Raw genomic sequence first — 23588 nt, 5'->3', positions numbered from 1 at the left:
GGACATCACCCCGCCCTCGGTCCCGTGCGCTACATACTGCTGGTAACCGCCGCGTCGGTCAGTTGGCGACGCAACGTCGCTTGGGCGGCCTCATGCTCGCGCACGACCGGCTCGATCGCCTCCAGGTAAGCTTGCTCCGGCCCGTTTGCGGCCTCGTGCCAAAGCTGTTCCAGGCGCGCGTGGAACGGCGCGCTGACCTCGTCGAAACGTTCGGCGTACTGTGTGCGCAAGTGTTCTGTCCAGAATTCCCTGCCCAGCAACGATTCGCTCAGTGCCTGCGGCGTTTGCGCAGCCAGCACCGCGTGCAACGCCTGGTCGATCTGTGCCGCGCTGACCCCGCTGCTCTGCTCGTAACGCATGGCCTGCGGCTGATCGGGCAAGCCGAGTCGTTGTGCAAGACGGGTCCGATAGGCCAGGAACACCTCGACGTCATCCGGTGCCGCTTGCCTGGCATCGACCGGCAGGCTGCGCCAGGCACGCTCGGCATCCTGGTAATGCGTGCTGGCGATACGTTGTACCTGATCGAGACGGAACAGGGCCCTGCCCTCCTGCAACAGCTCCCGCTCGACCGTTGCCCGGTCACGACCGGCCGTGCGCACCGTGATGCGTGCGCGCACCTCCAGGGCCGCGAGGATCAGCAACACCTGATCGGCACAGCTGCGTGGGCCGGCGGCCTGATGAAAGACCGCCTGGCGGATCTGCCCGTTCTGCTCGCAACGCCTGACGATCTGCCAGATCCGCGCCCTCAAGAGCGCGGGCCTGCGGCGAAACTCCAGCGAATGAGCAAGGTCCGCCAGCAGACGAAAGAAGTCATCCGAGCCAGGTGCTGCACGCAGACGCTCCCAGCGGCCCAGGTTCGCCGCCCGCTCGGCCCCGGAAAGCTCACCCAGCCAGCGATCGCGCACGGCAGGGTCGGCATCGGCATGCAGCCGTTGCTCTGACTCGGCTGCCTGCAAGGCCTCGGACAGGCGCCGGGCGCTACCCGGCTGCAGCGGGTTGTCATGCAGGGCAAGCCGCTGCAGACGTTGACGCGGCACGCTGAGCAACTCGTCATTCAGGCTCTGGATGCGGTTGTCACGGTAATCGGCGCTTTCCAGCAACGCTGGACGACCTGCCGGGCCGGGCATCGCCGGCAACGCACAACCGCGCAGCGAATACTCCCGCAGCCTGTGCAAGCCACCCAGGGCTGGCTGGCGCCCCAGGGGATTGAGGCTCAAGTCCAGACGACGCAGGCTGGCCAGCCCCTGCAGGCGCCGATTGCCCGCCAAGTCCAGGACGATGCGGTTGTCACCCAGGCGCAGATCCTCGAGCTGTGGCAGCGCGTCCAGGCCATCAGGGAACGCCGTCAACTGGTTATGCCGCAGGTTCAGCAGCCGCAGGTTGGGAAAACGCCGCAGGAAGTCCGACGGGACGGCGTCAAGCGCCATGTGGCGCAGGGTCAGCTCGGTGATGTGCTCGAAGGTCACGCCCTCTGGCAACACCGGCAGGCCTCCAATCACCTCGCCGTCGAGCGACAAGCGATGCCCGCCTTGCCCGGCTGTCGACGACTTGCGCCGCCAGCAACGGCGGATGATGTCGCCGACGCGGCGCCGGCGCAGCATGCGCGCAGCGCCCACAGGCTCGCGGCTCCAGCCGTCGAGCACCGCCCTGAGGGCATCGAGCTGCCGCCGCAGTTCGGCCACCTGCAGCCACAGGTCGACACCCTGCTGGCGCAGACTGGCCCGATACGCTTGCAGCTCAGCATCGTCCAGTGTCGGGAATACCTGCCGCACACCGCGCATCCAGGCTTGCCGGGCGCCTTCGCCGCGACCGCTCAGCGGGTAGCCCAGGCGTCCGTCGCCAAGCCGCATGGGCGGGCGCAGGCCAGCCCCGACCGGCGCCAGGCCGATACCCCGGGCCGCCAACCCGCGACGCCTGGCAGCGTGCCGCGCCAGCGCATCGAGCACCTCCCCGGGGCTGCCCAATTGCTCCCGCTGGTCGCTGTCGAACCAGTGCCAGAGAGCCTTGCCAAGATCGTCCGTTTCTTGCGACGCCGGCAGCGGCGCAGCGTGCTGATCAAAGCAGCGATAGCCGCGTTCACCGCGCACGATCAACCGGGGTTGCCCTGCCTCGGGGACTCCCGTATGGGCCAGTAGGCTTCCACTGACACTCGTATCACGTATTTCGATGCGCACTGACGGGTCCACAGGTGCCAGGTCCTCGAGCATCGTCAAAGCCAGCCGCTCAGCATCCGCGCCTGGCACCCCAGCCCGCAACGCCGCGCAGGCTCGGTTCAGTCGCCCGTCGCGCAACAGCCAGCGCGCCTGCTCGGCAAGCGCCAGGGGTACCCGCTGTGTTTCGAGCAGGCTCGCCAGCTGCGCGCAAGAAGCACTGCGCACAACCTCCGTCGCCGCCCGCTGTGTCAGCCCGGGGAAGTCGCGCAGCAGTAGCTGTTCGATGGCGTCCGGCTCGGCTTCCTGAGCCCGCAGTTGCAGCTCGAACGCCTCGCCTTGCAGCGCCGGGAAACGCTGCTGCAAACGCTGACGGGCCAAGGCATCGAGCAGCAGCGACGGCGCTGCAGAGCCTTCCAGGGCCAGCCGACGCAGTTGATCGGTGCGCAGCCCCATGTCCTGCAACACGGCATCCGCTTCGGCATCAGTCAGCGAACCCAGCTCGGCGCCCAGGCTACGCAGCAGTGGCCCCGGCGCCGGCCCATGGCGTGCGGCTTCGAGCTCATGCTGCAAACCCGACAACCTCACCCCCTGCAAGGGCGTCAGTACCGGCGACAGGCCGTCGACAAACGGGCGACGCGGCAGGAGCTTACCGAGCACATGACCGGCGGCCCCCACGGCGAGGCCGCCCGCGATCAGCCCTGCGACATCGAAAAGATGCTCCAGTGCGCCAGCACGGTCGCCCACCTGCCAGTCCTCATAGCCTTGGTAGATATCCTGGGTGAGCTGCACGGCGGTCACCCCCAGCATCACCACACCCAGCGCTGGCACGAACAGGCTGGCCACCCCCAGCAGGTCCAGGCCCGCTTCGGCGTACTCGCGTATTCGCCGATCACGCGCGGCGCGGTCTAGATCGCCTGTAGGAACCGCCAGTAGCCGAGCATCATCGAGCAACTTGGCAAGCTGGCCTGCCGCCAGATGCTCGAACAGCTCCCCTTCGCTCGCGGTGTGGCGCCCGTCCAGCTCGGCAGGCGTGAGCGGGCTGGAGGAGGCCAGGGCCGCGAGCAACGCACGGTCGAAGGCAACCCGGTCACGTTCGCCGATGAAGCGCTTGAAAAACGAGCGGTAAGCGGGATTGGCCAGGCGTCCCGCCAAGGCGGTATACAGACCGGTCCAGGAGGGATGCCAGGTGCACGGGTTCAGCGGATCATCGGCGATCCAACTGAGGACACCCTCGAACACGCCTGCCTGGCGCACCTCCACGATGGCCAGGCCAATGACGCGCTTGCCGAGCAAGTACAGCTCGTGCGGCTTCGGCTGATGTTCGCCTGGCTCATCCAATGACGCCCAGTGCGCCAGGGCGGTGTCGCCCAGCCGTCCACGCAGGTGCTCAAGGCACACCGCAGCCTGCAGATTGGCCTTGAGCACCTCGGCGAACAGCGCTTGGGCCGAGGTACTGGCCTGATCATCTGCCAGGCCAGCGTGCAGGTGGGCCTGATACTGCGCGCCAAGATCGAGCTCGCGGCAAACCCGAGCGAATTCGGCGGGGCTCAAGGCCAATGGCGAGCCTGTGGCATCGAGCACATCACTGTGTGAAGAGAACTGCTCGTCCGCTGCAAAGTTGTGCAGCGCCGCACTCAAGAGGGGCTGGCGCGATTCCAGGCGGTGATAGCGCAAGGGCTTACGGCCCGGTATCGGATGCGGCTCAGGCAACAGCGTCACACGCCGCAACTGGCTGCGGCGCACATCCAGGCGCTTGCCGACCAGCTGATACAGGCGCTCAGTCAGCAACCGCTCGGCAAAAGCCTCAAGCGGCTCGATAGCCTGCAAGCGACGACGCAAGCGGGCCTGAGCTTGTTCCTGGGCCAGCAAGGCGGCCCGCAGGCGTGCCTGCTGCTCAGCCGTGGCGCCGGTCAACCAGGCGGGTAGTTGCCGGGCGATCAGCGTATCGATGGAATCGTCTGGGAAATCGGTCATGGGGCACCTGTGGTGGGAAGAACAGGTGCCAGCCAATCAGCCAGGCGGCGTACGGTGGCGGTAATGCTGCATGGCGCCACGCCGTGCATGAGCCTGGCCAGCCATCCGCTGTTTGCAACATTCCGATGCAATTGCCTGACGCAGAGCGTCACCGGCATCGCTAAAATGCGCGCCTGGCGTGTGCTGCGTGCGCCCGGGAGCCTTCCCGAATACGGAGAACATTCATTTGTTTTCCGTGAGATTCGTCCATGTTGCACGCATGCCAGCATTCCCCATGGCCTGTCCCGTTCCGTGCCTGCACGGTATGGGGTTTCCCGCCGTTTTACCCATCCTTCTTCTCGTCCATCGCCGCAGTGGCCCGTAACCTTCGGAGCCAGCACCTCGCCGTGCCCGTCGTTCGCCGCGCCCCTGCCCTGGCGAGGGCGACGCCATGAACGAGGAACCGCGCATGAATGCACCTCTCACCTCCCTCCAGCAGCGCTCCGTGCTGCGCCGCCTGCTGACCAGCGAAGCGGCCGGCGGCGTCCTGCTGATGATCACCGCCGCCCTCGCGATCATTCTGGCCAACAGCCCCGGCGTCGATGCCTACCAGCACCTGCTGCACTGGCAGGTAGGCCCCACCCTGACCGACAAGCTCGGCCCGATGACCGTCCACCACTGGGTCAATGACGGCCTGATGGCCGTGTTCTTCCTGCTGGTGGGCCTGGAAATCAAGCGCGAACTGGTCGACGGTCGCCTGGCCAGCTGGGAGCAACGCCGCCTGCCGGCCCTGCCGGCGCTGATGGGCATGGCGGCGCCGGCGCTGATCTACCTGGCAGTGTCGAACGGCCAGCCAGGGCTGGCCAGCGGCTGGGCGATCCCCGCCGCCACCGACATCGCCTTCGCCGTCGGCGCCCTGGCGCTGCTCGGCCGCCATGCGCCGCTTTCGCTGAAAGTGATGCTGGTGTCGGTGGCGATCATCGACGACATGGGCGCGGTGGCGATCATCGCGGTGTTCTACACCTCGTCCATCGACCTGCTGGCGCTGGCCGGTGCCGGCGCTGTGGTGGCCTTGCTGCTGACCTTGAACCGCCTGCGCGTGGTCGCGTTGTGGCCGTACCTGCTGGCCATCGTCGCGCTGTGGTACTTCACCCTGCTGTCAGGGGTGCATGCCACCATCGCCGGTGTGGTCGGTGCGTTGCTGATCCCCTACCGCGCTGGCGCAGGCCAACCGCTCGGGGCCAGCCCGTTGCTGCGGCTCGAGCATGCACTGGCGCCGTGGGTGGCGTTCCTGATCGTGCCGGCGTTCGGCTTTGCCAATGCCGGTGTGTCCTTCGGCAACCTGGGGCTGGCCGAGCTCTTCGCCCCGCTGCCCCTGGCTATTGCCCTGGGCCTGCTGCTGGGCAAACAGCTCGGCGTGTTCGGCGGCGTGCTGCTGGCGGTCAGGACCGGCCTTGCCAGCAAACCCCAGGGCGCCAGCTGGTTGCAGATCTACGGCGTGGCCATGCTCTGCGGCATCGGTTTCACCATGAGCCTGTTCATCGGTGAACTGGCGTTCCCGGGCCAGCCGGAGACAGTCGACGCGGCGAAGATCGGCATCCTGTTGGGGTCGTTGCTGTCGGCGGTGATCGGCTGCCTGATCCTACGCTTTGCGCCGAAGCCTGCGTGAGGGTACAGCGCCGCGCCCACCTGCCGGGTACGCGTCAGCCGGTCACTACGCGCCGTGCGTCCCGGCGTACCGCCTGCGGCGGCACGCCGAATCCGCGCATGAACACCTCGCGCAGGTGCCGGCGGTCCCGGAAGCCGGTTTCCCTGGCCACCACATCCAGGCTGTGCCGGCTCTGCTCGATCATCACCCGCGCGGCTTCCAGGCGCAGGCTTTCCACGGCCTTGGCCGGTGATTGGCCAGTTTCGGCAGTAAACACACGGGTAAATTGCCGGGCGCTCAAATGCGCGACCTCGGCAAGCTCTTCCACGCTCAGCGGCCGGCTGAGGTGCTTGCGGGCGTAGTCCAGCGCGCTCTGGATGCGGTCCGATTTAGGCGACAGCGACAGCAGCTCGGAATGCTGGGATTGCCCGCCGGAACGGCGTTGGTGCATGACCAGCTTGTGCGCCACCGAGCGGGCCAGCTCGGCCCCCAGGTCCTTCTCGACCATGCCCAACGCCATGTCCAGGGCAGCGGTCATGCCGGCGGAGGTCCAGATCGGGCCATCAACGATGAAAATCCGGTCTTCCTCCACGTCCACCTGTGGGTACAGCTCGCGCAGCTTGGGCGCATAAGCCCAGTGGGTGGTTGCGCGCCGGCCGTCCAGCACGCCGGCCTGAGCCAGCACGAAGCAGCCGGTGCACAGGCCGGCGGTGCGGCGCGCACCGTCGACGAAGCCACGCACGCTGGCCAGCACCGCGTCTTCGGGGGGTGTCAGTGGCGTCAGCGTACCGGTGACCATCCAGGTGTCGGCCAGGCCCGGCGCGCCGAGGGGCAGCGTGTCGATGTACATCCCCAGGGAGGAGCGCACCGTACCGCCATCGATGGAGAAGTTCTGGATCCGGTACACCGTTTCGCCCGCCACGATGTTGGCGAACTCGAACACGGCTTGCGTCGCCAGGGACATGACCTGGAAGCCTTCGGTAATCAGGTAGCCGACCCGGTGCATCGTGAAGTTCCTCTGGTCTATGTCCTTAAACCATACCCTATGCGTCATTTAAGACACAGGCCGCATTCTGCATCATGGCACCACACCCCAGCAACGGAGCATCACCATGACGCAGCAATTCAAAGGCACCGCGCTCATCACAGGCGCTTCCTCCGGCATCGGTTCGATCTACGCAGAGCGCCTGGCCCGCCGCGGCTATGACCTGGTGCTGGTGGCGCGCAACCGCGAGCGGCTGAACGCCCTCGCCGACCGGCTCACCAGCGAAACCCGGCAGAACGTCGAAGTGTTCCCGGCGGACCTTGCCAACCCCGACGACCTGGCCAGGGTCGAGCGCAAGCTGCGCGAGGATGCCAGCATCAACGTGCTGGTGAACAACGCGGGCATCGGCACCCACACCAGCCTGCTGGAGAGCGACGTCGAGCGCATGGCCGAGATGATCAGCCTCAACGTCACCGCCCTCACCCGCCTCACCTACGCGGCCGTGCCTGGTTTCGCCGCCCGCCAGCAAGGCGCAGTCATCAACATCTCGTCCATCGTCAGCCTGGCGCCAGAGCTGCTCAACGGCGTGTACGGCGGCAGCAAGGCCTATGTCACGGCGTTTACCCAGGCGCTGAACCAGGAGCTGGCGGGCAAGGGCGTGCAGGTCCAGGCGGTATTGCCTGGCGCCACCGCGACCGACTTCTGGCAGATCGGCGGCTTGCCGCTGGAGAACCTCGACCCCGCCATCGTGATGTCGGCCGAGGACCTGGTGGACGGCGCGCTGCAGGACTTCGACAACGGCGTGCTGATCTCCCTGCCGTCGCTGCACGACCTGCAAGCCTTCAACCAGTACCAGGCCAGCCGCCAGGCCCTGTTCGACAAGCTGTCCAGCAACCGGCTCGCCCCGCGCTACAGTGCCAAGTGATCCCTTCGAAGGAGAGCGCTACATGACTCGCCTCATGGCCAGGCCCCTGCCGCTGCTCGTACTGCCCGGCAAGGCGTGGCCATGTGAAGCGCCCGACCACGACGCTTCAAACCATTTTCACTGCGGGCAACTACGTCTTGCGCGTTTCAGGCTGTTTATCGTCTGAATCGACTCCCAGCACCTGCCCCCACACCCTAGAGGAAGCGCCAATGAAGGCCGTCGTTTACACCCAACCCGCTTTGCCGATCCAGGATCCGCAATCGCTGTACGACGCGGAACTGCCCAAGCCAAAACCCGGTGCACGGGACCTGCTGGTCGAAGTCCAGGCCATCGCCGTCAACCCGGTCGATACCAAGATCCGCGCCAGCCGCGGGGGTGAACACCCGCAAGTGCTGGGCTGGGATGCCGTTGGTGTCGTCCGCGAGATCGGCGACCAAGTGACGTTGTTCCAGCCGGGTGATGAAGTGTTCTACGCCGGGGCCATTGATCGCCCTGGCAGCTACAGCGAATTCCACGTTGTGGATGAGCGCATCGTCGGGCACAAGCCCCGCAGCCTGGACAACGCCAGCGCCGCCGCCCTGCCCCTCACCTCGATTACCGCCTGGGAGCTGCTGTTCGACCGCCTGGGCGTCGAGGAAAACGGTGGCAAGGGCCAGTGCCTGCTGGTGGTCGGGGCTGCCGGCGGGGTGGGCTCGATCCTGGTCCAGCTCGCCAGCAAGCTCACGCAGTTGACGGTGATCGGCACAGCGTCCAGGCCTGAGACCCAGGCGTGGGTCAAGGACCTGGGCGCCCACCATGTCATCGATCACAGCGCATCGCTCGCGCTTCAGTTGGACGCGCTCAAGCTGAACCAGATCGACTACGTCATCAGCCTGACCCACACCGACACCTACCTGCCGCAACTGGTGGAAGTGCTTCGCCCACAAGGCAAGCTGGCGTTGATCGACGACCCGCTGCAGCTCGATGTGATGGCGCTCAAGCGCAAGTCACTTTCGCTGCACTGGGAGCTCATGTTCACCCGCTCGCTGTACAAGACCGAGGACATGATCAAGCAGCACCAGTTGCTCGATCGCGTTGCGCAGCTGGTCGACGATGGCGTGCTCAAGACGACCCTGGGCGAGCACTACGGCACGATCAGCGCCGAGCACCTCAAGCGCGCCCACGCCATGATCGAAAGTGGCAAGGCACGTGGGAAGATCGTGCTGGAAGGGTTCTGATTTGCGGACAGGACTCGATCGCGGACGTGAAAGGTCCGGATTCTGCAGGTTTGCATTACTTTTTCGCAGGAACGAAAAAAGGGCCTTTCGGCCCTTTCTTCGACGACTTACAGGCTTCCGTGGAACCCTGTAGATCTATATTTGGAGCGGGAAACGAGACTCGAACTCGCGACCCCGACCTTGGCAAGGTCGTGCTCTACCAACTGAGCTATTCCCGCGTCGTGATGGGGGCCATTCTAGCGATTTGTAGAACGGCGTCAACCCCTTGATTCAAAAAAGTTTTATTTCTGCTCAGAACCTTCGCGCAGGTGCGGCCAGGCGGCGACCAGGTAGTGCACCATCGACCACAGGGTCAGGCCGGCGGCCACCAGCAGCAGGCCGTAGCCCAGTGCCACCCAGAAGGTCATGGCCGGCGGGTTGGCCAGCAGGATCACCAGCGCCAGCATCTGCGCGGCGGTTTTCCATTTGCCCAGGCTGGACACCGCCACATGCGCCCTCGCCCCCAGCTCGGCCATCCACTCGCGCAACGCCGAAACCACGATCTCGCGGCCGATGATCACCGCCGCCGGCAACGTGAGCCAGAAGTTGGCGTGCACCTGCACCAGCAGCACCAGCGCCACGGCGACCATCAGCTTGTCCGCCACCGGGTCGAGGAAGGCGCCGAACGGTGTGCTCTGCTGCAGCCGACGGGCCAGGTAGCCGTCCAGCCAGTCGGTGGCGGCGGCGATGGCGAACACCGTGCTGGCGGCCATGTAGCTCCAGTGATAGGGCACATAGAACAGCAGGATGAAGATCGGAATGAGCAGGACGCGTAGAACGGTGAGCAGGTTTGGAATATTCATCGGTACGACTGGCTGCGAGTTGAGCCCGGCATTCTACTCGCTATGCAGGCTCGCATAAATCGACTCGGCAAGCTTTTTACTGATGCCGGGGGCCTTGGCGATCTCGTCGATACTGGCGCGGTTGAGCTCCTGCAGGCCGCCGAAATGTTTCAGCAGCTCGCGCCGGCGCTTGGGCCCTACCCCGGCCACGTCTTCCAGGCTGGAGGTGCGGCGGGCCTTGCCGCGCCTGGCGCGGTGGCCGGTGATGGCGAAACGGTGGGCTTCGTCGCGGATCTGCTGGATCAGGTGCAGCGCCGGGTTGTCGCCCTTGAGGGTGAACTCGTGGGCCACGTCGTTCAGGTACAGGGTTTCGAAACCGGCCTTGCGGGTCACGCCCTTGGCCACGCCGAGCAGGGTAAGGTCGGCGAAGCCCAGTTCCTGCATCACGTCGCGGGCCATGTTCAACTGGCCCTTGCCGCCGTCCACCAGCAGTACGTCGGGCAGCTTGCCCTCGCCGTCCTTGATGCGCCCGTAGCGGCGCAACAGGGCCTGGTGCATGGCGGCGTAGTCGTCGCCGGCGGTCACGCCTTCGATGTTGAAGCGGCGGTAGTCGGACTTGAGCGGGCCTTCGGGGCCGAACACCACGCACGAGGCCACCGTGGCCTCGCCGCTGGAATGGCTGATGTCGTAGCACTCCAGGCGCTGCGGGACTTCATCCAGGTCCAGCACCTGGGCCAATGCCTCGAAGCGCGCGGCCATGTGCTGGCGGTTGGCCAGGCGGGCATTGAGCGCTTGTTCGGCGTTGGTCACCGCCAGCTGCTGCCAGCGCGCGCGGGTGCCGCGCACCCGGTGGCTGATGCTCAGCTCGCGGCCGCGCAGGGTCTGTACGGCTTCACTGATTGCCGCGAAATCCTCGTGCACCACATTGACGATCAGCTCGCCCGGCAGTTCGCGTTCGGCATTGCCCAGGTAGTACTGGGAAAGGAACGCGGCCATGACCTCGGCCACCTCCTCCTCGATGCCCACCTGGGGGAAGAAGTTCTTGCTGCCCAGCACCCGCCCGCCGCGCACGCTGATCAGGTGCACGCAGGCGCCGCCGGGGTTGACGAAGGCCGCCACCACATCCACGTCGCCGGAGCCGCCTTCCATGTACTGCTGGTCCTGGACCCGGCGCAGCAGCGCGATCTGGTCACGCAGCTCGGCGGCCTTTTCGAAGTTCAGGACCATGGCGGCCTTTTCCATCTCGGCATTGAGCTCGTTGCCCAGTTGCTGGCTGCGCCCTTCGAGGAACATCACCGAGTGCCGCACGTCCTCGGCATACTCGGCCGGCTCGACCAGGCCCACGCAAGGCGCCTTGCAGCGTTTGATCTGGTACTGCAGGCAGGGCCGGGTGCGGTTGGCGTAATAGCTGTCCTCGCACTGGCGCACCGAGAAGGCCTTCTGCAACAGGCTCAGGCTTTCGCGAATGGCGCCGGCGCTGGGGTAAGGGCCGAAGTAGCGGCCCTTGGCTTTCTTGGCGCCACGGTGGATGCCCAGGCGCGGGAATTCACCGTCGGAGAGGAATACATAGGGGTAGGACTTATCGTCGCGCAGCAGGATGTTGTAAGGCGGCCGCCACGCCTTGATCAGCGTCTGCTCAAGCAGCAGCGCTTCGGTCTCATTGGCGGTGATGGTGGTCTCGACCTGGGCGATGCGCCCCACCAGTGCGGCAGTCTTGGGCGCCAGGCCGGTCTTGCGGAAATAGCTGGCCAAACGCTTCTTGAGGTTCTTGGCCTTGCCCACGTAGAGCAGCCGCGCCTCGCTGTCGAACATCTGGTACACGCCCGGGCGACCACTGCAGGTCGCCAGGAACGCGCTGGCATCAAAAGGTTGTGACATGGGTGCGTTTAAAGACTTGCGTCGACCATACCGTGGCGAACGGCCAGCAAGGTCAGTTCGACGTCGCTGGTAACCGAGAGTTTTTCGAAGATTCGATAACGGTAAGTATTGACGGTCTTGGGGGACAGACACAACTTGTCAGAGATGATCTGCACTTTCTGGCAACCGACGATCATCAGGGCGATCTGGATTTCCCGCTCCGAAAGGGTATCGAACGGCGAGCCCTGGGGCTGGAACGACTTGAGCGCCAGTTGCTGGGCAATCTGCGGGCTGATGTAGCGCTGGCCGGCAAACGCCAGGCGGATGGCCTGGACCATTTCGTCGAGCCCAGCGCCCTTGGTCAGGTAGCCGGCGGCCCCTGCCTGCATCAGGCGAGTGGGGAACGGGTCTTCCTCGCACACGGTTACCGCCACCACTTTGGTGTCCGGCTGGCTGCGCAACAGTTTGCGGGTTGCTTCAAGGCCGCCGATCCCTGGCATTTTCACGTCCATCAGAACCACGTCCGGCTTGAGCTCGCGGGCAAGCTTGAGGGCGGACTCACCCGAGTCCGCCTCCCCCACCACTTGCAGGCCATCGATGTCGGCCAGCATGCGCGTAATGCCGGTACGCACCAGATCGTGATCGTCGACCACCAGGACCCTAATCAAGCAGACACCTCATTAGTGGGGCGATTGGATCCCGCCACCTTAACAAAATTTTTCACAAGCAACCTAGCGCAAACCGTCCTGAAAAAACGCCTGGTATTCCGGACGACGCATCGGCACCCGTTCAACGCCGCCCACCTCGCCCGCCAGGCGGTGCAACAGGTGCCAGACGGCGGCCTGGTCGGCCACGGGCATACGCCGGAAAGCGCCCAGCAGACGGTCTTCGTCAGCGGTCAGGCAGTCCAGCGGTGCGGGGGTGTGCACGCCGGTCAGCACATACAAGGCATCGACACCTTTGGCCGCCACGGCAGCAAGGTAGTCCATGCGCGGGGTGCGCTCGCCACTTTCATATTTGCCCTGGGCATTGGGCTCGACGCCGCCAATGTCACCAAAAACACGCTGGGTAAGCCCCAGGCGCTCGCGCTCTTCTCTGAGCCGCGGGCCGAATCCGTTCATCTACTTGCCTCCTCTGCATCATTCCAGAACAGGTGCATCCAGCACCCGAGTGAATGCGTATGCATTCGCCCGGCACTATGCCAATTGGATCCAATCATGGCAAGCCGTCAGTGCCGGGTATTTTGCGCGGCCCCATTGAAAGTGCCTGCCGACAGCGCTCCGCGCACAATAAAAAGTTCGAAAAAAACATGAAAAAACACGGCAAAAACAGCAAAGGCCAGCCATGAAAACAGCAGAAAACATCGGAAAAACGGCAACCTTGACGCCATTTTACCGGCACGAACAAGGCAATCATTTTTTTGACGCCTAACTTACATCAAACTTTAAATTGTTGATTTATAAAGGTTTTTATACTTTAACAATGGAGTTTTAAATTATTTAAAAACAACAGAACATCAACGCTTGCCGTGCCAATAAAAATATCCTTAGGATGTAAATAGACCACCAAGAAACAACCTGCTTCGCCTCCTTTGAGCGCAGCATATTTCTGCGCGTCTGCCACGTACGACAACTTAATGAACGGTGTATCTCGGCCGGCCTTGCGCCGTGCCTGGGGAGAGGGATCTATGAACATCAGCATCTTCGGACTGGGTTATGTGGGGGCGGTATGCGCCGGGTGCCTGTCGGCCCGCGGGCATCATGTGCTGGGCGTCGACATCGCCCAGGCAAAGATCGACATGATCAACCAGGGCCGCTCGCCGATCGTCGAGCCGGGCCTGGAACAACTGCTGCTCGACGGCGTGCGCCAGGGCCGCCTGCGGGGCACCACCGACGTGCAGGCGGCGATCCTCGCCACTGACCTGTCGCTGCTGTGCGTGGGCACCCCGAGCAAAGCCAACGGCGACCTCGACCTCAAGTACATGGCAGCGGTCTGCCAGGAAATCGGCACCGCCCTGCGCGACAAGGGCAGCCGCCATACCGTGGTAGTACGCAGCACGGTACTGCCCGGCACGCTCAAGAACCTGGTGATCCCGACCCTGGAAAAAGCCTCGGGCAAGCAGGCCGGGGTCGATTTCGGCGTAGCAGTGAACCCTGAGTTCCTGCGCGAGAGCACCGCCATCCAGGACTACGATTTCCCGGCCATGACCGTGATCGGCGAGCTCGACCGCCAGTCGGGCGACCTGCTCGAGTCCCTGTACCAGGGCCTCGACGCCCCGGTGATCCGCAAGTCGATCGAAGTCGCCGAGCTGATCAAGTACACCTGCAACGTCTGGCATGCGACCAAGGTCAGCTTCGCCAACGAGATCGGCAACATCGCCAAGGCCTCGGGCGTCGATGGCCGCGAGGTGATGGACGTGGTCTGCCAGGACTACAAGCTCAACCTGTCGCGTTACTACCTGCGCCCAGGCTTCGCCTTCGGCGGCTCGTGCCTGCCCAAGGATGTGCGCGCCCTCACCTACCGCGCCGGCCAGCTGGACGTCGCACACCCGCTGCTGGCCTCGCTCATGGCCAGCAACCGCCAGCAGGTGGAACACGCCTTCAACCTGGTGACACGCCACGGCAAACGCAGGATCGCCCTGCTCGGGCTGGCCTTCAAGGCCGGCAGCGACGACCTGCGCGAAAGCCCGCTGCTGACCCTGGCCGAACAACTGATCGGCAAGGGCTACCAGCTGAGCATCTTCGACGCCAACGTCGACTATGCCCGCAGCTTCGGCGCCAACCGCCAGTACATCGAGCAACAGATCCCGCACGTCAGCAGCCTGCTGCGCAGCGACCTCGACCAGGTGATCGACGAGGCCGAGGTGATCGTGCTGGGCAACAACGACGAGCGCTTCGCCCGGGCCCTGGAAGCGGGCCACGGCAAGCAGGTGGTCGACCTGGTCGGGTTCATGGCCGGCACCAGCAACGCCCGGCACCACGGCATCTGCTGGTAACCCATGCCACCCCGCCGCCGCGCCTGCCGGGCGCTGGCGGCGGGCACCCGCACACAGGAGCAACAGCGACATGGAACGACAGCAACAGCGGCCCTTCGCGGCCCCGGGGTACATGCGCGCGGCCGCCAGCTTCTGCGCCTGGGCGCTGCTTGCCGGGCTGATCGCGCTGGCCTCGCAGATGGTCGCGCCGCAGTACCTGGACCCCAACCACCATCTGTTCATTTTCATCATCGGCACCCTGGGCATGTGGCGCTATGGCAACGCCATCCTCCACTACCTGCGCGGCATGTGGTTCCTGCACTGGGTGTTCCCGCGCCTGCGCCGCCAGGTCGAGCGCATGGGCGATGCAGCGCTGCCCGCGCACATGTTCATGGTGGTCACCAGCTTTCGCATCCCCACCCACACCACCTTCAAGGTGTACCAGTCGGTGTTCCAGGAGGTGCAGCGGCTGAACGTGCCGTGCACGGTGATCGCCTCGATCGTCGAGAAAGGCGACGAGCAGTTCATCAAGGACATCATGCGCAACGAAGTGCAGGGCCGCGACGACATCGGCCTGGTGATCGTGCGCGCCCGCGGCACCGGCAAACGCGATGGCCTGGCCCATGCCTTCCGTGCCCTGTCACGGCAGATGCCGCTGGAGGACGCGGTGGTCGGCGTGGTCGACGGCGACACCATGATGCTGCCCGGCTGCGTCGAGCGGGCGGTCAAGCTGTTCGCCCTGCTACCCAACGTCGGCGGCCTGACCACCAACGAATTCTGCGAGGTCGAAGGCAGCCGCTGGATGCGCCAGTGGCACTCGATGCGCTTCGTCCAGCGCCACATCAACATGTGCTCGATGGCCCTGTCGCACCGGGTGCTGACCCTCACCGGGCGGCTGTCGTTCTTCCGCGCCAGCGTGATGACCGACCCCGCGTTCATCCGCGATGTCGAAGCGGACTTTCTCGAACACTGGCGCCTGGGCCGCTTCCAGTTCCTCACCGGCGATGACAAGTCGAGCTGGCTGAGCCTGATGCGCGCCGGCTGGGACACCTTCTACGTGCCCGACAGCCATACCCTGACCGTCGAGCACCCGCCCAGCGACAGCTTCTGGGTCGCCACCCGCCAGTTGATGTTCCGCTGGTACGGCAACTCGCTGCGGCAGAACTTCCGCGCCACCGCCCTGCTCGGCCGCGCACGCCTGGGGTTGTTCACCCTGTACGTGCTGCTCGACCAGCGCGTGTCGATGTGGACCTGCCTGATGGGCCTGACCGCCTCGCTGGTGGCCGGCCTGGTGTTCGGCATCCAGTACCTGCTGGTGTACCTGTTCTGGGTGCTGATCTCGCGCAGCCTGGTGACGGTGCTGTTCGTCTTCGCCGGGCACCCGGTCAGCCCGATGTACCCCTTCGTTCTCTATTACAACCAGATCGTCGGTTCGCTGATGAAGGTCTACGCGATGTTCCACATGGACCAGCAAAGCTGGACGCGGCAGAAGACCACCCTGGCCACCGGCAGCGTCGGTTTCGACGCCCGCCTCAACCGCTGGTCCTCGAAGGCGATGCTGTGCTCCTCCATCGCCATCTTCTTCGGGGTCATCACCGTACTGCTTGAACTCACGCAACGTTAAGGAAAGGCGCCTGCACATGAGTAGCTCGAATACCCCCACGGCCCCGGCCAACATCGTCCACGAAGCGATCGACGAACGTCAGTACGTGCGCACCCGCATGAACGCCCGGGTGCGCCTGGCCGGCAACGGCCGTGAGCCGTTCGAGGCAGAGCTTGCGGACATCTCGCTGGGCGGCATCGGCTTGTTGCACGAGGCGCCGCTGAGCATCGGCGCGCTGTACGACGCGTCGATCCAGTTGCGCCTGAACCAGGTCGACCTGTCGATCGACGCCAAGCTGCGCATCGTCTCCCAGCGCGGCAAGGAGGTGGGCGCCCAGTTCGTCGACCTCGACGCACAGAAGCGCGACATCCTGCGCTACCTGATCAGCGCCTACCTGTCGGGTGAGATCGCCGACATCAACGGCCTGTTCAACGTGATGCAGCGCGAGAACTACATCAAGGAGCGCAAGCACAAGCAGGCCAGCGCGCGCACGGCGGGCGACCGCTTCAAGGCACTGGCCGGCACCGCGCTGTTCAGCGCCGCCGGCATCGCCGCGCTGGGCTTCGTCGCGTACAAGGGCTACCTGCTGTTCTTCCGCGTACCGGCGGTGCAGGCCACGGTGGCCAGCAACGCCCAGCTGATCAGCATGCCGGACAACGGCTACGTGAAATACCTGCTGCCCACCGGCACCAGCGAGGTGCAGGCCGGCCAGCCGCTGGCGAGCATCTCCACCCAGCTGGCCACCAGCTTCACCAGCCCGGCCGACATGAAAGCCCTGGCGGATCTCGCCCCGGGCGACCTGCAGGCACTGCTCGGCCGCGCCACCATCGAGACGGTGATCAACAGCCCGTGCGACTGCCTGGTCTGGTACCCGACGCAACCGCTCGACGGCTATGGCTACAAGGCCGCGCCGATGATGCACCTGCTGCCCAAGGACCAAGGCCTGTTCGTGCGCGCCAACGTGCCGTTCGACAAGCTCGCCGATGTCAGCCGCGTGCGCTCGGTGGACATGCAGGTGTTCGGCCTCGACCAGCACTTCAGCGGCAAGGTGGTGGACGCCCGCTCCGATGAAGTGAACCGCAACCTGGCGCTGACCATCCTGCCGGACAGCCCGCTGCCGGCCGTGGCCTACCAGAAGGCGGTGGCGGTGGACCTGTACCTCGGCCTGCCGTTCGGCAGCGCCAACTGAGGGCCGGCCATGAACGCCAAGAACGCCCCGCGCCTTTTGCTGGCAGGCCTCGGCCTGGCCTGGCTGGGTGCCGCCAGCGCCGGGCAGAGCCTGGAACAGGTGCGCTACGCGCTGTACAAGGACCCGAGCGCCGACGTTACCGCCGACCTACGCGAGCTCGCCGCACGCGGCGACCTGGCCTCCAAGCAACTGCTCGGTGACGTGCTGGCCGGCAACGACGGGGCCAGTCGCCAGGAGATCATCCGCCTCTACCAGGAAGCCTTCGCCGATGGCCAGGGCCAGGTGCCGGCACTGGCCTCGCTGGCGCGCCTGCTCGAGCGCACGCCGAACCTGCAGCACAGCCAGCAGGATTGGATGCGCCAGGCCCTGACGCGCTACCCCAACGACCTCGACCCGCGCAGCACCAGCACCAGCCTGGAAGTGTTCCTGGTGTACCCGCAGCTGTTCCCCGGCGAGCGCGCCGCACAGCTGCTGGGGCTGTACGAACAGAGCTGCCTGCTCAACTGCCGGCCCGAGCTGTACCGCGCCGTGGTGGCCGAGCGCCAGGGCGACCTCGCGGCAGCCGAGCGCTGGTACCAGCAGGCCGCACGCATCGACCCGCGCGCCATCGACCGTTACTACCGTTTCCTCGGCGAACGCCAGGACCCGGCCTTCCTCGCCTTCGCTCGCAGCCTGGAGCCACAGATGGCCAGCCTGCCGGTGGAGGTGGTGCAGCGCATCGGCGCACTGCTGGACAACATCCACGGCGTGCAGCGCGCCGAACTGGATGCCGAGCGCGAGCAACGCCAGGGCACGGCCATGGGGCCCAAGCTCGCCCCCACGCCCGAACAGCAGGCCCGCGATAAAGCCAATGACGAGGCGCGCGCCGCCGGCATCGCCGAAGTACAGCGCTGGATGGACAACGCTGTCGCCCGTGGCTACCTGCCGGCGCTGATCTCCAAGGCCAACTTCATGATCTCCAACCCCACCGAGCACAACGCCGAAGAAGTCCAGGCGCTGATCGGCCAGGTGCGCGCCAAGGACCCGATTCGGGCCAAGGCGCTGGATGCCGCGCTGTACATGGTCAACAACTGGCTGACCCTCGACCCGCAAAAGGCCCAGGTGCTGATCGACGAACTGATCGCCGCCAACTACCGGGACGCCCGCCTGCTGCAAGGCGACCTTTACAGCAAGGGCGGCCTCGACCAGCCCGACCAGGAGCGTGCCCTCGCCATCTGGAAAACCCAGGCCGAGCAAGGTTCGACCGCCGCCTGGTACCGCATGGCCACCGTCTATTCGCGTGGCCGGGCCATCTGCCACGACCCGGTCAAGGCCTACACCTATGCGCGCATCGCCCTGGACCTTGGCGAAACCCGTGCCCGTGGCCTGCTGCGCCGGCTGGACAAGACCCTGCCCAAGGATGAAATCGAGCGCGCCCTGGCGGCGCGCAACGACCTGTTGAAGGAGGCAACCCTGTGAAAGCCCATCACCCCCTGCTCGGCGCCCTGCTGGCCCTGGCACCGTTGCCGGCGGCCCTGGCGCTGGAAGAGATCACCGGCCCCGAGGCCGACAGCAACGCATCGGTGCGCGTGGCCAGCGCCGACGGCAGCGAGCCGGTGATCACCTCGGAAGTGTTCAACAAACTCACCGTGCAGACCGGCTACGGCCCGGAGGATTCGCAGGTCGGCCGTGACCGCGAGACCTTCTACAGCCTGCGCTACGAGCCGTCGTTCGCCTGGTACTCACCGGAAAAACGCTGGGCCAAGTGGATGGTCTATGGCCGCGTGTGGCTGAACTACGACTCCAGCCAATCGAGCAACATTGCCAACGAATCGAGCAACGACAACGAACGCGAGCAACCCGAAGGCTGGTACGCCGAAATGCGCGAGCTGTACGTCAAGCGCAACCTGATCGGCGATGACCCGCGCCTGTCGCTGTCGTTCGGCCGCCAGCGCTTCTACGACGACTACGGCCTCTGGTGGGACGACAGCCTGGAGTCGCTGCGCTTCAACTACCAGGACACCTTCAGCGACGCCTTCATCGCGGTGGGGCAGAAGTTCCACAACTACAACACCGACGTCAATTCGCTGGCCGCCAGCGAAGAACGCACGCTGTACCTGATGGGCCAGTACGCCTATCGCTGGAGCACCCACAACCAGGCCGGCATACGGCTGATGCAGGAGAACGACCGCAGCGGCCACGACCGCGACGACCGCTACGACTTCAAGGGCTGGCGCTACGGCCTGTTCTTCAAGGGCGACAAGTTGCCCTGGTCGAGCGACTACCACCTGGAACTGGCGGCGCTCGATGGCCGCATGGACAACACCGACGGCAACGGTCAGACCACTACCGGCCACTCCAGCCGCGGCTGGGCCGCGCTGGGTGAAGTGGGCAAGCGTTTCGACAGCCTGCCGTGGACCCCGCGGGTGGCCTTGCGCGGCGGCCTGACCGACAAGCCGAGCGATGACAACGACGGTTTCCGCCTGAACCCGATCCAGTCCGACCGCATCACTCGCCAGGGTTCCTACAGCACCCGCCTGACCAGTTCGTTCGTCGCCCTCGACCTGCGCAACCTCAGCTACTACGGCATCGCCCTGGAAACCCGCCCCACCCCGCGCAGCGCCCTCGACCTGCGCGTCACCCAGCTCAACCTGCGCAACGAGAACGGCGAGCTGCCGATCCGCATGGCCGCCGACGCCCGCGCCCAGCGCCGGCAACTGCAAGGCGCCGACCTGTACGGCAAGGGGGACAACGTGGGGCAGATGATCGACCTCAACTACTACTGGAAGATGTTCCCCGTGGCCCTCGACGGCAAGCACCTGGACGTCAACACCCTGGTCAGCGCCAGCTACCTCAACGCCGGCAGCGCACTGAACACCGGTGATGACTACCAGCTGAGCGTCGGCGTGGTGATCAGCTACTAACCCGAGGGCCAGGCCATGATCTTCGCTTCCAACGTATTCCTGTTCCTCTACCTGCCGCTGTTCCTGGCCATCTACTACCTGGCCCGGCCGCAGTGGCGCTCGCTGGTGATCGTCGCCGCCAGCTACATCTTCTACGCCTGGTGGCGCCCGGACTTCTTGCTGCTGTTCATCGCCATCACCTACTGGAACTACTGGTTCGGGCTGCGCATCAAGGCGCGCCTGGATGCCGGCGACAAACGCGTGGCCCTGCGTCTGCTGTGGCTGGGCGTGGCTGGCAACCTGGCCACCCTGGGCTACTTCAAGTACGCCAATTTCGGCGCCGAAGTGCTGGCCTTGCTGCTGGCGCCGCTGGGCATCAACACCTGGACCCTGGAGAACATCTTCCTGCCGCTGGGCATCTCGTTCTACGTGTTCCATGCCCTGAGCTACATCGTCGACATCTACCGCAAGGACGCCACGCCCACGCGCAGCTTCATCGACTTTGCCGCCTTCGTCGCGCTGTTCCCGCACCTGGTGGCCGGGCCGATCCTGCGCTACAGCCAGCTGGCGCCGCAGCTGCGCCAGCGTACCCATTCGCTGGAACTGTTCTCGCTGGGCGTGTGCCGCTTCATGCTCGGTTTCATCATGAAAGTACTGATCGCCGATCGCCTGGCGCCGATCAACGTGCTGTTCGTCGGCGAAGGCACCCTGCAGTTCGCCGATGCCTGGTTCGGCCTGGTGGTGTCGACCCTGCAGCTGTACTTCGACTTCGCCGGCTACAGCCACATGGCCCTGGGCCTGGCGTTGATGATGGGCTTTCGCTTCCCGGAAAACTTCAACCAGCCCTATGTGTCGCAGAGCATCACCGAGTTCTGGTCGCGCTGGCACATGACCCTGGCGCATTTCCTGCGCGACTACGTGTACCTGCCGCTGGTGCGCAAGCGCGTGGCCGGCGCCCTGCCGGCGCTGGTCTGGACCATGCTGCTGTCGGGGCTGTGGCACGGCGCGAGCTTCGCGTTCATCTGCTGGGGGCTGTTCTTCGGCATCGGCATGGTGCTGGAGCGCAAGTACAACCTGGCGACCAAGGTCACCACGCCCTACCACCTGTGGCGCAACCTGCGCACCGGGCTGCTGATCGTGCTGAGCATGCCGCTGTTCTTCACCATGGACCTGCGCCACAGCCTGGACATCTACCAGGCACTGCTGGGCGTCAACGGTTTCGGCTCGCTGGAGCTGTACGTGCTCGGCGCCTCGCAGATGGCCATGGCCTTCGCCCTGGTGGCATTCGCCTGGCTGATCCTGGCCGGCATCAACAACGTGCGCTACTACGCCGGCAACAAGGACGGCTACTTCATGCGCCATGTCGGGGTGTTGCACAGCCTGCTGCTGTGGGCCGGTTTTCTGCTGGCTTTGAGCAGCCTGGCCGCCAACTCGTTCTCGCCGTTCCTGTATTTCCAGTTCTAGGGCAAGGCTTGAGATGCCCCCTGTAGGAGCGGGCTTGCCCCGCGAACACCGGCGCAGCCGGTGTCATGCACCGCGTCGCCTCGATCGCGGGGCAAGCCCGCTCCTACAGGGGGCCGTGTCGATCAATGAATCAACTTACTGTTCAGTGGAAATGCCATGTACCCAGTAATGAATTCGGCCAGCAAGGCCAACGGTGTGGTCTTCGCCCTGGCCCTGGCAGCGATGTTCGTCTACTCGCTGCCCCCAGTGCTGAGCTTTGCCCGCACCCAGACCGACAGCTGGAACCTGTTCGTCGACGGCAAGCTGCTGCGCAAGTTCGAGCAGAGCTACGACAAGCGCTTCTTCCTGCGCGAGCCGTCGGTGCAGCTGTGGGCCGATGCCCAGTTCCAGCTGTTCGGTGAAGGCACCAAGGGCGTGGTGCTGGGCAACGACGGCTGGCTGTACAGCAACCAGGAATACCGCGTGCCCAACGACCTCGACGCCAACCTGCAAAGCCAGCTGGCGCAGATCAGCAAGGTCGCGCAACAGCTGGCCGAGCACGGCAAGCACCTGGTGCTGCTGCCGCTGCCGATGAAGCTGGACATCTATGCCGAGCACGCCGAGCGCGCCTTCGACCCGCGGGTGGCTGGCCTCTACGACCGCTTCGTCGGCGACCTGCAGGCGCGCCAGCTGGACGTGGTGCCCCTGCGTGCGGCCTACCTGCGCAACCTCGCCGGGCCCGGCCTGTTCCTCAAGTCCGACACCCACTGGAGCCCGGACGGCGCACGGCTGTCGGCCTACGAACTGGCACGCCAGCGCCCGCAGTTGCTGGGCGACCAGGTGTATGTCTCGCACAAGACTGCCGAGAAAAGCATCAAGGGCGACCTGATGAACTACCTGCAGTTCGACCATGCGCGCCTGGCCCCGCAGTTCGGCGCCAGCACCATCGAGCTGTACGAAACCCTCAAGGCCACCCAGGACAGCGACGACCTGTTCGCCGAACAGGACCAGGGCCTGCTGCTGGTGGGCACCAGCTACAGCAAGATCGACGACTGGAACTTCGTCGGCTTCCTCAAGGAGGCGCTCAACCGTGACCTGCTGTCCATCGCCGTGGAGGCCCGCGGGCCGTTCGAGGCGATGAACCAGTTCCTGGCCAGTGACCAGCTGAACAACCCGCAGATCGACACCGTGGTCTGGGAATTCCCCCTGCGTACCCTGCTTGCCCACCGCCCCGGCGCGCTCAGCCGCAGCGCCCAGCCCACGCATTTCTGACGTTTCAAGGAGAACCCGATGAAGCTTTCGCCGTTGTTTACCGCCCTCGCCCTGGCCGTTGCCAGCCACACCACCTTCGCCGCCGAAGGCAATGCCGACCTGTACGACGCCGTGGCCCCGGCCGACTCTGCGTTCGTGCGTGTACTCAACCTGTCCGCCAGCAGTGTCGACGTGACCCTGAGCGGCAAGGTCAACCCACAGAAGGTCGCCCCGGGCCAGCTCAGCGGTTACCGCTTCGTGCCCGCCGGCGCCCACCGGATCGGCATCGGCGCCAAGGCCATCGAACCCACCCTGGTGGCCAATGCCGCCAGCACCGTGGTGTATGACGGCCAGCAGCTCAAGCTGATCGCCGACCAGTACGTCAACGAGCCGAAAAAAGCCCAAGTGGCGTTCTACAACCTCACCCCGGCCGAGGCCATGCTGCGCACCGCCGACGGCAAGCACGAGGTGGTCAAGCCGCTGGGTAACGGCCAGACCGGCACGCGCATGGTCAACGAGATCAAGATCGACTTCGCCGCCTACGTGGCCGACAAGCAGGTGGCCAGCTTCGACGAGCTGTTCCTCAAGAAAGGCCGTTCGTACAGCTACGTGCTGCTGCCGGGCAACCGCAGCCTGAGCCTGGCCAACAGCATCGACCCCACCGAGTGACGCAGCGCCACACGCAAG

The 23588-nt window shown here is 65.4% G+C and carries 17 protein-coding genes and 1 tRNA gene; 11 read left to right on the top strand and 7 right to left on the bottom strand.

Annotation, left to right across the window (positions count from 1 at the left end; translation table 11 throughout):
* Positions 1–29: 29 nt before the first annotated feature.
* The gene (locus tag ACQ4N9_RS08405) at positions 30–4127 is read right to left on the bottom strand and encodes an NEL-type E3 ubiquitin ligase domain-containing protein (RefSeq protein WP_390969033.1); all 4098 of its coding nucleotides are present in this window, start codon (positions 4125–4127) and stop codon (positions 30–32) included.
* 448 nt (positions 4128–4575) lie between these two features.
* Here ACQ4N9_RS08405 and nhaA point away from each other — a divergent pair, with 448 nt between their 5' ends.
* Positions 4576–5775 carry a Na+/H+ antiporter NhaA gene (nhaA, locus tag ACQ4N9_RS08400; protein ID WP_390969034.1) on the top strand — a complete coding sequence of 400 codons (1200 nt, stop codon included), beginning with the start codon at positions 4576–4578 and terminating at the stop codon, positions 5773–5775.
* A gap of 34 nt (positions 5776–5809) precedes the next feature.
* Here nhaA and ACQ4N9_RS08395 read toward each other — a convergent pair whose 3' ends face one another.
* On the bottom strand, positions 5810–6760 hold the full coding sequence (locus tag ACQ4N9_RS08395) for a GlxA family transcriptional regulator (protein ID WP_390969036.1): 951 nt from the start codon (positions 6758–6760) through the stop codon (positions 5810–5812).
* A 106-nt stretch (positions 6761–6866) separates the two neighbouring features.
* Here ACQ4N9_RS08395 and ACQ4N9_RS08390 point away from each other — a divergent pair, with 106 nt between their 5' ends.
* Together ACQ4N9_RS08390 and ACQ4N9_RS08385 are read left to right on the top strand one after the other, a co-directional pair.
* Positions 6867–7664, top strand: a complete 798-nt coding sequence (locus ACQ4N9_RS08390; RefSeq protein WP_323828637.1) for an SDR family NAD(P)-dependent oxidoreductase — start codon at positions 6867–6869, stop codon at positions 7662–7664.
* Between the two features lie 209 nt (positions 7665–7873).
* Complete coding sequence (locus tag ACQ4N9_RS08385; RefSeq protein ID WP_390969039.1) at positions 7874–8881, top strand: zinc-binding alcohol dehydrogenase family protein; 1008 nt, start codon at positions 7874–7876, stop codon at positions 8879–8881.
* A gap of 142 nt (positions 8882–9023) precedes the next feature.
* Here ACQ4N9_RS08385 and ACQ4N9_RS08380 read toward each other — a convergent pair.
* The 5 genes from ACQ4N9_RS08380 to ACQ4N9_RS08360 all read right to left on the bottom strand — a co-directional run bounded on the left by ACQ4N9_RS08380 (position 9024) and on the right by ACQ4N9_RS08360 (position 12680).
* A tRNA-Gly gene (locus tag ACQ4N9_RS08380) sits at positions 9024–9099 on the bottom strand.
* 63 nt (positions 9100–9162) lie between these two features.
* Positions 9163–9723 (bottom strand): CDP-diacylglycerol--glycerol-3-phosphate 3-phosphatidyltransferase, encoded by a 561-nt coding sequence (gene pgsA / locus ACQ4N9_RS08375; protein WP_125464769.1) that lies wholly within the window; start codon positions 9721–9723, stop codon positions 9163–9165.
* A gap of 33 nt (positions 9724–9756) precedes the next feature.
* Entirely contained in the window at positions 9757–11580 is a 1824-nt protein-coding gene (gene uvrC / locus ACQ4N9_RS08370; protein WP_390969041.1) for an excinuclease ABC subunit UvrC, read from the bottom strand.
* Positions 11581–11588: 8 nt separating this feature from the next.
* Positions 11589–12227 (bottom strand): response regulator transcription factor GacA, encoded by a 639-nt coding sequence (gene gacA / locus ACQ4N9_RS08365; RefSeq protein ID WP_110993916.1) that lies wholly within the window; start codon positions 12225–12227, stop codon positions 11589–11591.
* 63 nt (positions 12228–12290) lie between these two features.
* On the bottom strand, positions 12291–12680 hold the full coding sequence (locus ACQ4N9_RS08360; RefSeq protein WP_390969043.1) for a helix-turn-helix domain-containing protein: 390 nt from the start codon (positions 12678–12680) through the stop codon (positions 12291–12293).
* 566 nt (positions 12681–13246) lie between these two features.
* Here ACQ4N9_RS08360 and ACQ4N9_RS08355 point away from each other — a divergent pair.
* The 8 genes from ACQ4N9_RS08355 to ACQ4N9_RS08320 all read left to right on the top strand — a co-directional run bounded on the left by ACQ4N9_RS08355 (position 13247) and on the right by ACQ4N9_RS08320 (position 23570).
* On the top strand, positions 13247–14554 hold the full coding sequence (locus ACQ4N9_RS08355) for a nucleotide sugar dehydrogenase (RefSeq protein WP_390969045.1): 1308 nt from the start codon (positions 13247–13249) through the stop codon (positions 14552–14554).
* A 112-nt stretch (positions 14555–14666) separates the two neighbouring features.
* On the top strand, positions 14667–16157 hold the full coding sequence (locus ACQ4N9_RS08350) for a glycosyltransferase (protein WP_390969145.1): 1491 nt from the start codon (positions 14667–14669) through the stop codon (positions 16155–16157).
* A 16-nt stretch (positions 16158–16173) separates the two neighbouring features.
* Positions 16174–17325 carry a PilZ domain-containing protein gene (locus ACQ4N9_RS08345; protein WP_430932623.1) on the top strand — a complete coding sequence of 384 codons (1152 nt, stop codon included), beginning with the start codon at positions 16174–16176 and terminating at the stop codon, positions 17323–17325.
* Positions 17326–17334: 9 nt separating this feature from the next.
* Positions 17335–18783: a sel1 repeat family protein gene (locus tag ACQ4N9_RS08340; protein WP_390969049.1), complete on the top strand. Its 1449-nt coding sequence runs from the start codon at positions 17335–17337 to the stop codon at positions 18781–18783.
* Positions 18780–20228: an alginate export family protein gene (locus ACQ4N9_RS08335; protein ID WP_390969051.1), complete on the top strand. Its 1449-nt coding sequence runs from the start codon at positions 18780–18782 to the stop codon at positions 20226–20228. Before ACQ4N9_RS08340 ends, ACQ4N9_RS08335 begins: the two co-directional genes overlap by 4 nt.
* A 15-nt stretch (positions 20229–20243) precedes the next feature.
* The gene (locus tag ACQ4N9_RS08330; protein ID WP_390969053.1) at positions 20244–21671 is read left to right on the top strand and encodes an MBOAT family O-acyltransferase; all 1428 of its coding nucleotides are present in this window, start codon (positions 20244–20246) and stop codon (positions 21669–21671) included.
* 156 nt (positions 21672–21827) lie between these two features.
* On the top strand, positions 21828–22922 hold the full coding sequence (locus ACQ4N9_RS08325; protein WP_390969055.1) for an alginate O-acetyltransferase: 1095 nt from the start codon (positions 21828–21830) through the stop codon (positions 22920–22922).
* 18 nt (positions 22923–22940) lie between these two features.
* Positions 22941–23570: an alginate O-acetyltransferase AlgF gene (locus tag ACQ4N9_RS08320; RefSeq protein ID WP_390969057.1), complete on the top strand. Its 630-nt coding sequence runs from the start codon at positions 22941–22943 to the stop codon at positions 23568–23570.
* Positions 23571–23588 lie beyond the last annotated feature (18 nt).

This window comes from Pseudomonas sp. ES1, from assembly GCF_050586605.1.
In the GTDB taxonomy this organism is placed as follows: Bacteria; Pseudomonadota; Gammaproteobacteria; order Pseudomonadales; family Pseudomonadaceae; genus Aquipseudomonas; species Aquipseudomonas sichuanensis.
Note: the sequence above shows the minus strand (reverse complement) of the source record. Positions and strands in the feature narration are given on the sequence as shown.

Excerpts from the sequence above, each read along its gene's own strand:
- ACQ4N9_RS08405 (WP_390969033.1), bottom strand. The coding sequence starts at position 4,127 with ATGACCGATTTCCCAGACGATTCCATCGATACGCTGATCGCCCGGCAA.
- nhaA (WP_390969034.1), top strand. The coding sequence starts at position 4,576 with ATGAATGCACCTCTCACCTCCCTCCAGCAGCGCTCCGTGCTGCGCCGC.
- ACQ4N9_RS08395 (WP_390969036.1), bottom strand. The coding sequence starts at position 6,760 with ATGCACCGGGTCGGCTACCTGATTACCGAAGGCTTCCAGGTCATGTCC.
- ACQ4N9_RS08390 (WP_323828637.1), top strand. The coding sequence starts at position 6,867 with ATGACGCAGCAATTCAAAGGCACCGCGCTCATCACAGGCGCTTCCTCC.
- ACQ4N9_RS08385 (WP_390969039.1), top strand. The coding sequence starts at position 7,874 with ATGAAGGCCGTCGTTTACACCCAACCCGCTTTGCCGATCCAGGATCCG.
- pgsA (WP_125464769.1), bottom strand. The coding sequence starts at position 9,723 with ATGAATATTCCAAACCTGCTCACCGTTCTACGCGTCCTGCTCATTCCG.
- uvrC (WP_390969041.1), bottom strand. The coding sequence starts at position 11,580 with ATGTCACAACCTTTTGATGCCAGCGCGTTCCTGGCGACCTGCAGTGGT.
- ACQ4N9_RS08360 (WP_390969043.1), bottom strand. The coding sequence starts at position 12,680 with ATGAACGGATTCGGCCCGCGGCTCAGAGAAGAGCGCGAGCGCCTGGGG.
- ACQ4N9_RS08355 (WP_390969045.1), top strand. The coding sequence starts at position 13,247 with ATGAACATCAGCATCTTCGGACTGGGTTATGTGGGGGCGGTATGCGCC.
- ACQ4N9_RS08350 (WP_390969145.1), top strand. The coding sequence starts at position 14,667 with ATGCGCGCGGCCGCCAGCTTCTGCGCCTGGGCGCTGCTTGCCGGGCTG.
- ACQ4N9_RS08345 (WP_430932623.1), top strand. The coding sequence starts at position 16,174 with ATGAGTAGCTCGAATACCCCCACGGCCCCGGCCAACATCGTCCACGAA.
- ACQ4N9_RS08340 (WP_390969049.1), top strand. The coding sequence starts at position 17,335 with ATGAACGCCAAGAACGCCCCGCGCCTTTTGCTGGCAGGCCTCGGCCTG.
- ACQ4N9_RS08330 (WP_390969053.1), top strand. The coding sequence starts at position 20,244 with ATGATCTTCGCTTCCAACGTATTCCTGTTCCTCTACCTGCCGCTGTTC.
- ACQ4N9_RS08325 (WP_390969055.1), top strand. The coding sequence starts at position 21,828 with ATGTACCCAGTAATGAATTCGGCCAGCAAGGCCAACGGTGTGGTCTTC.
- ACQ4N9_RS08320 (WP_390969057.1), top strand. The coding sequence starts at position 22,941 with ATGAAGCTTTCGCCGTTGTTTACCGCCCTCGCCCTGGCCGTTGCCAGC.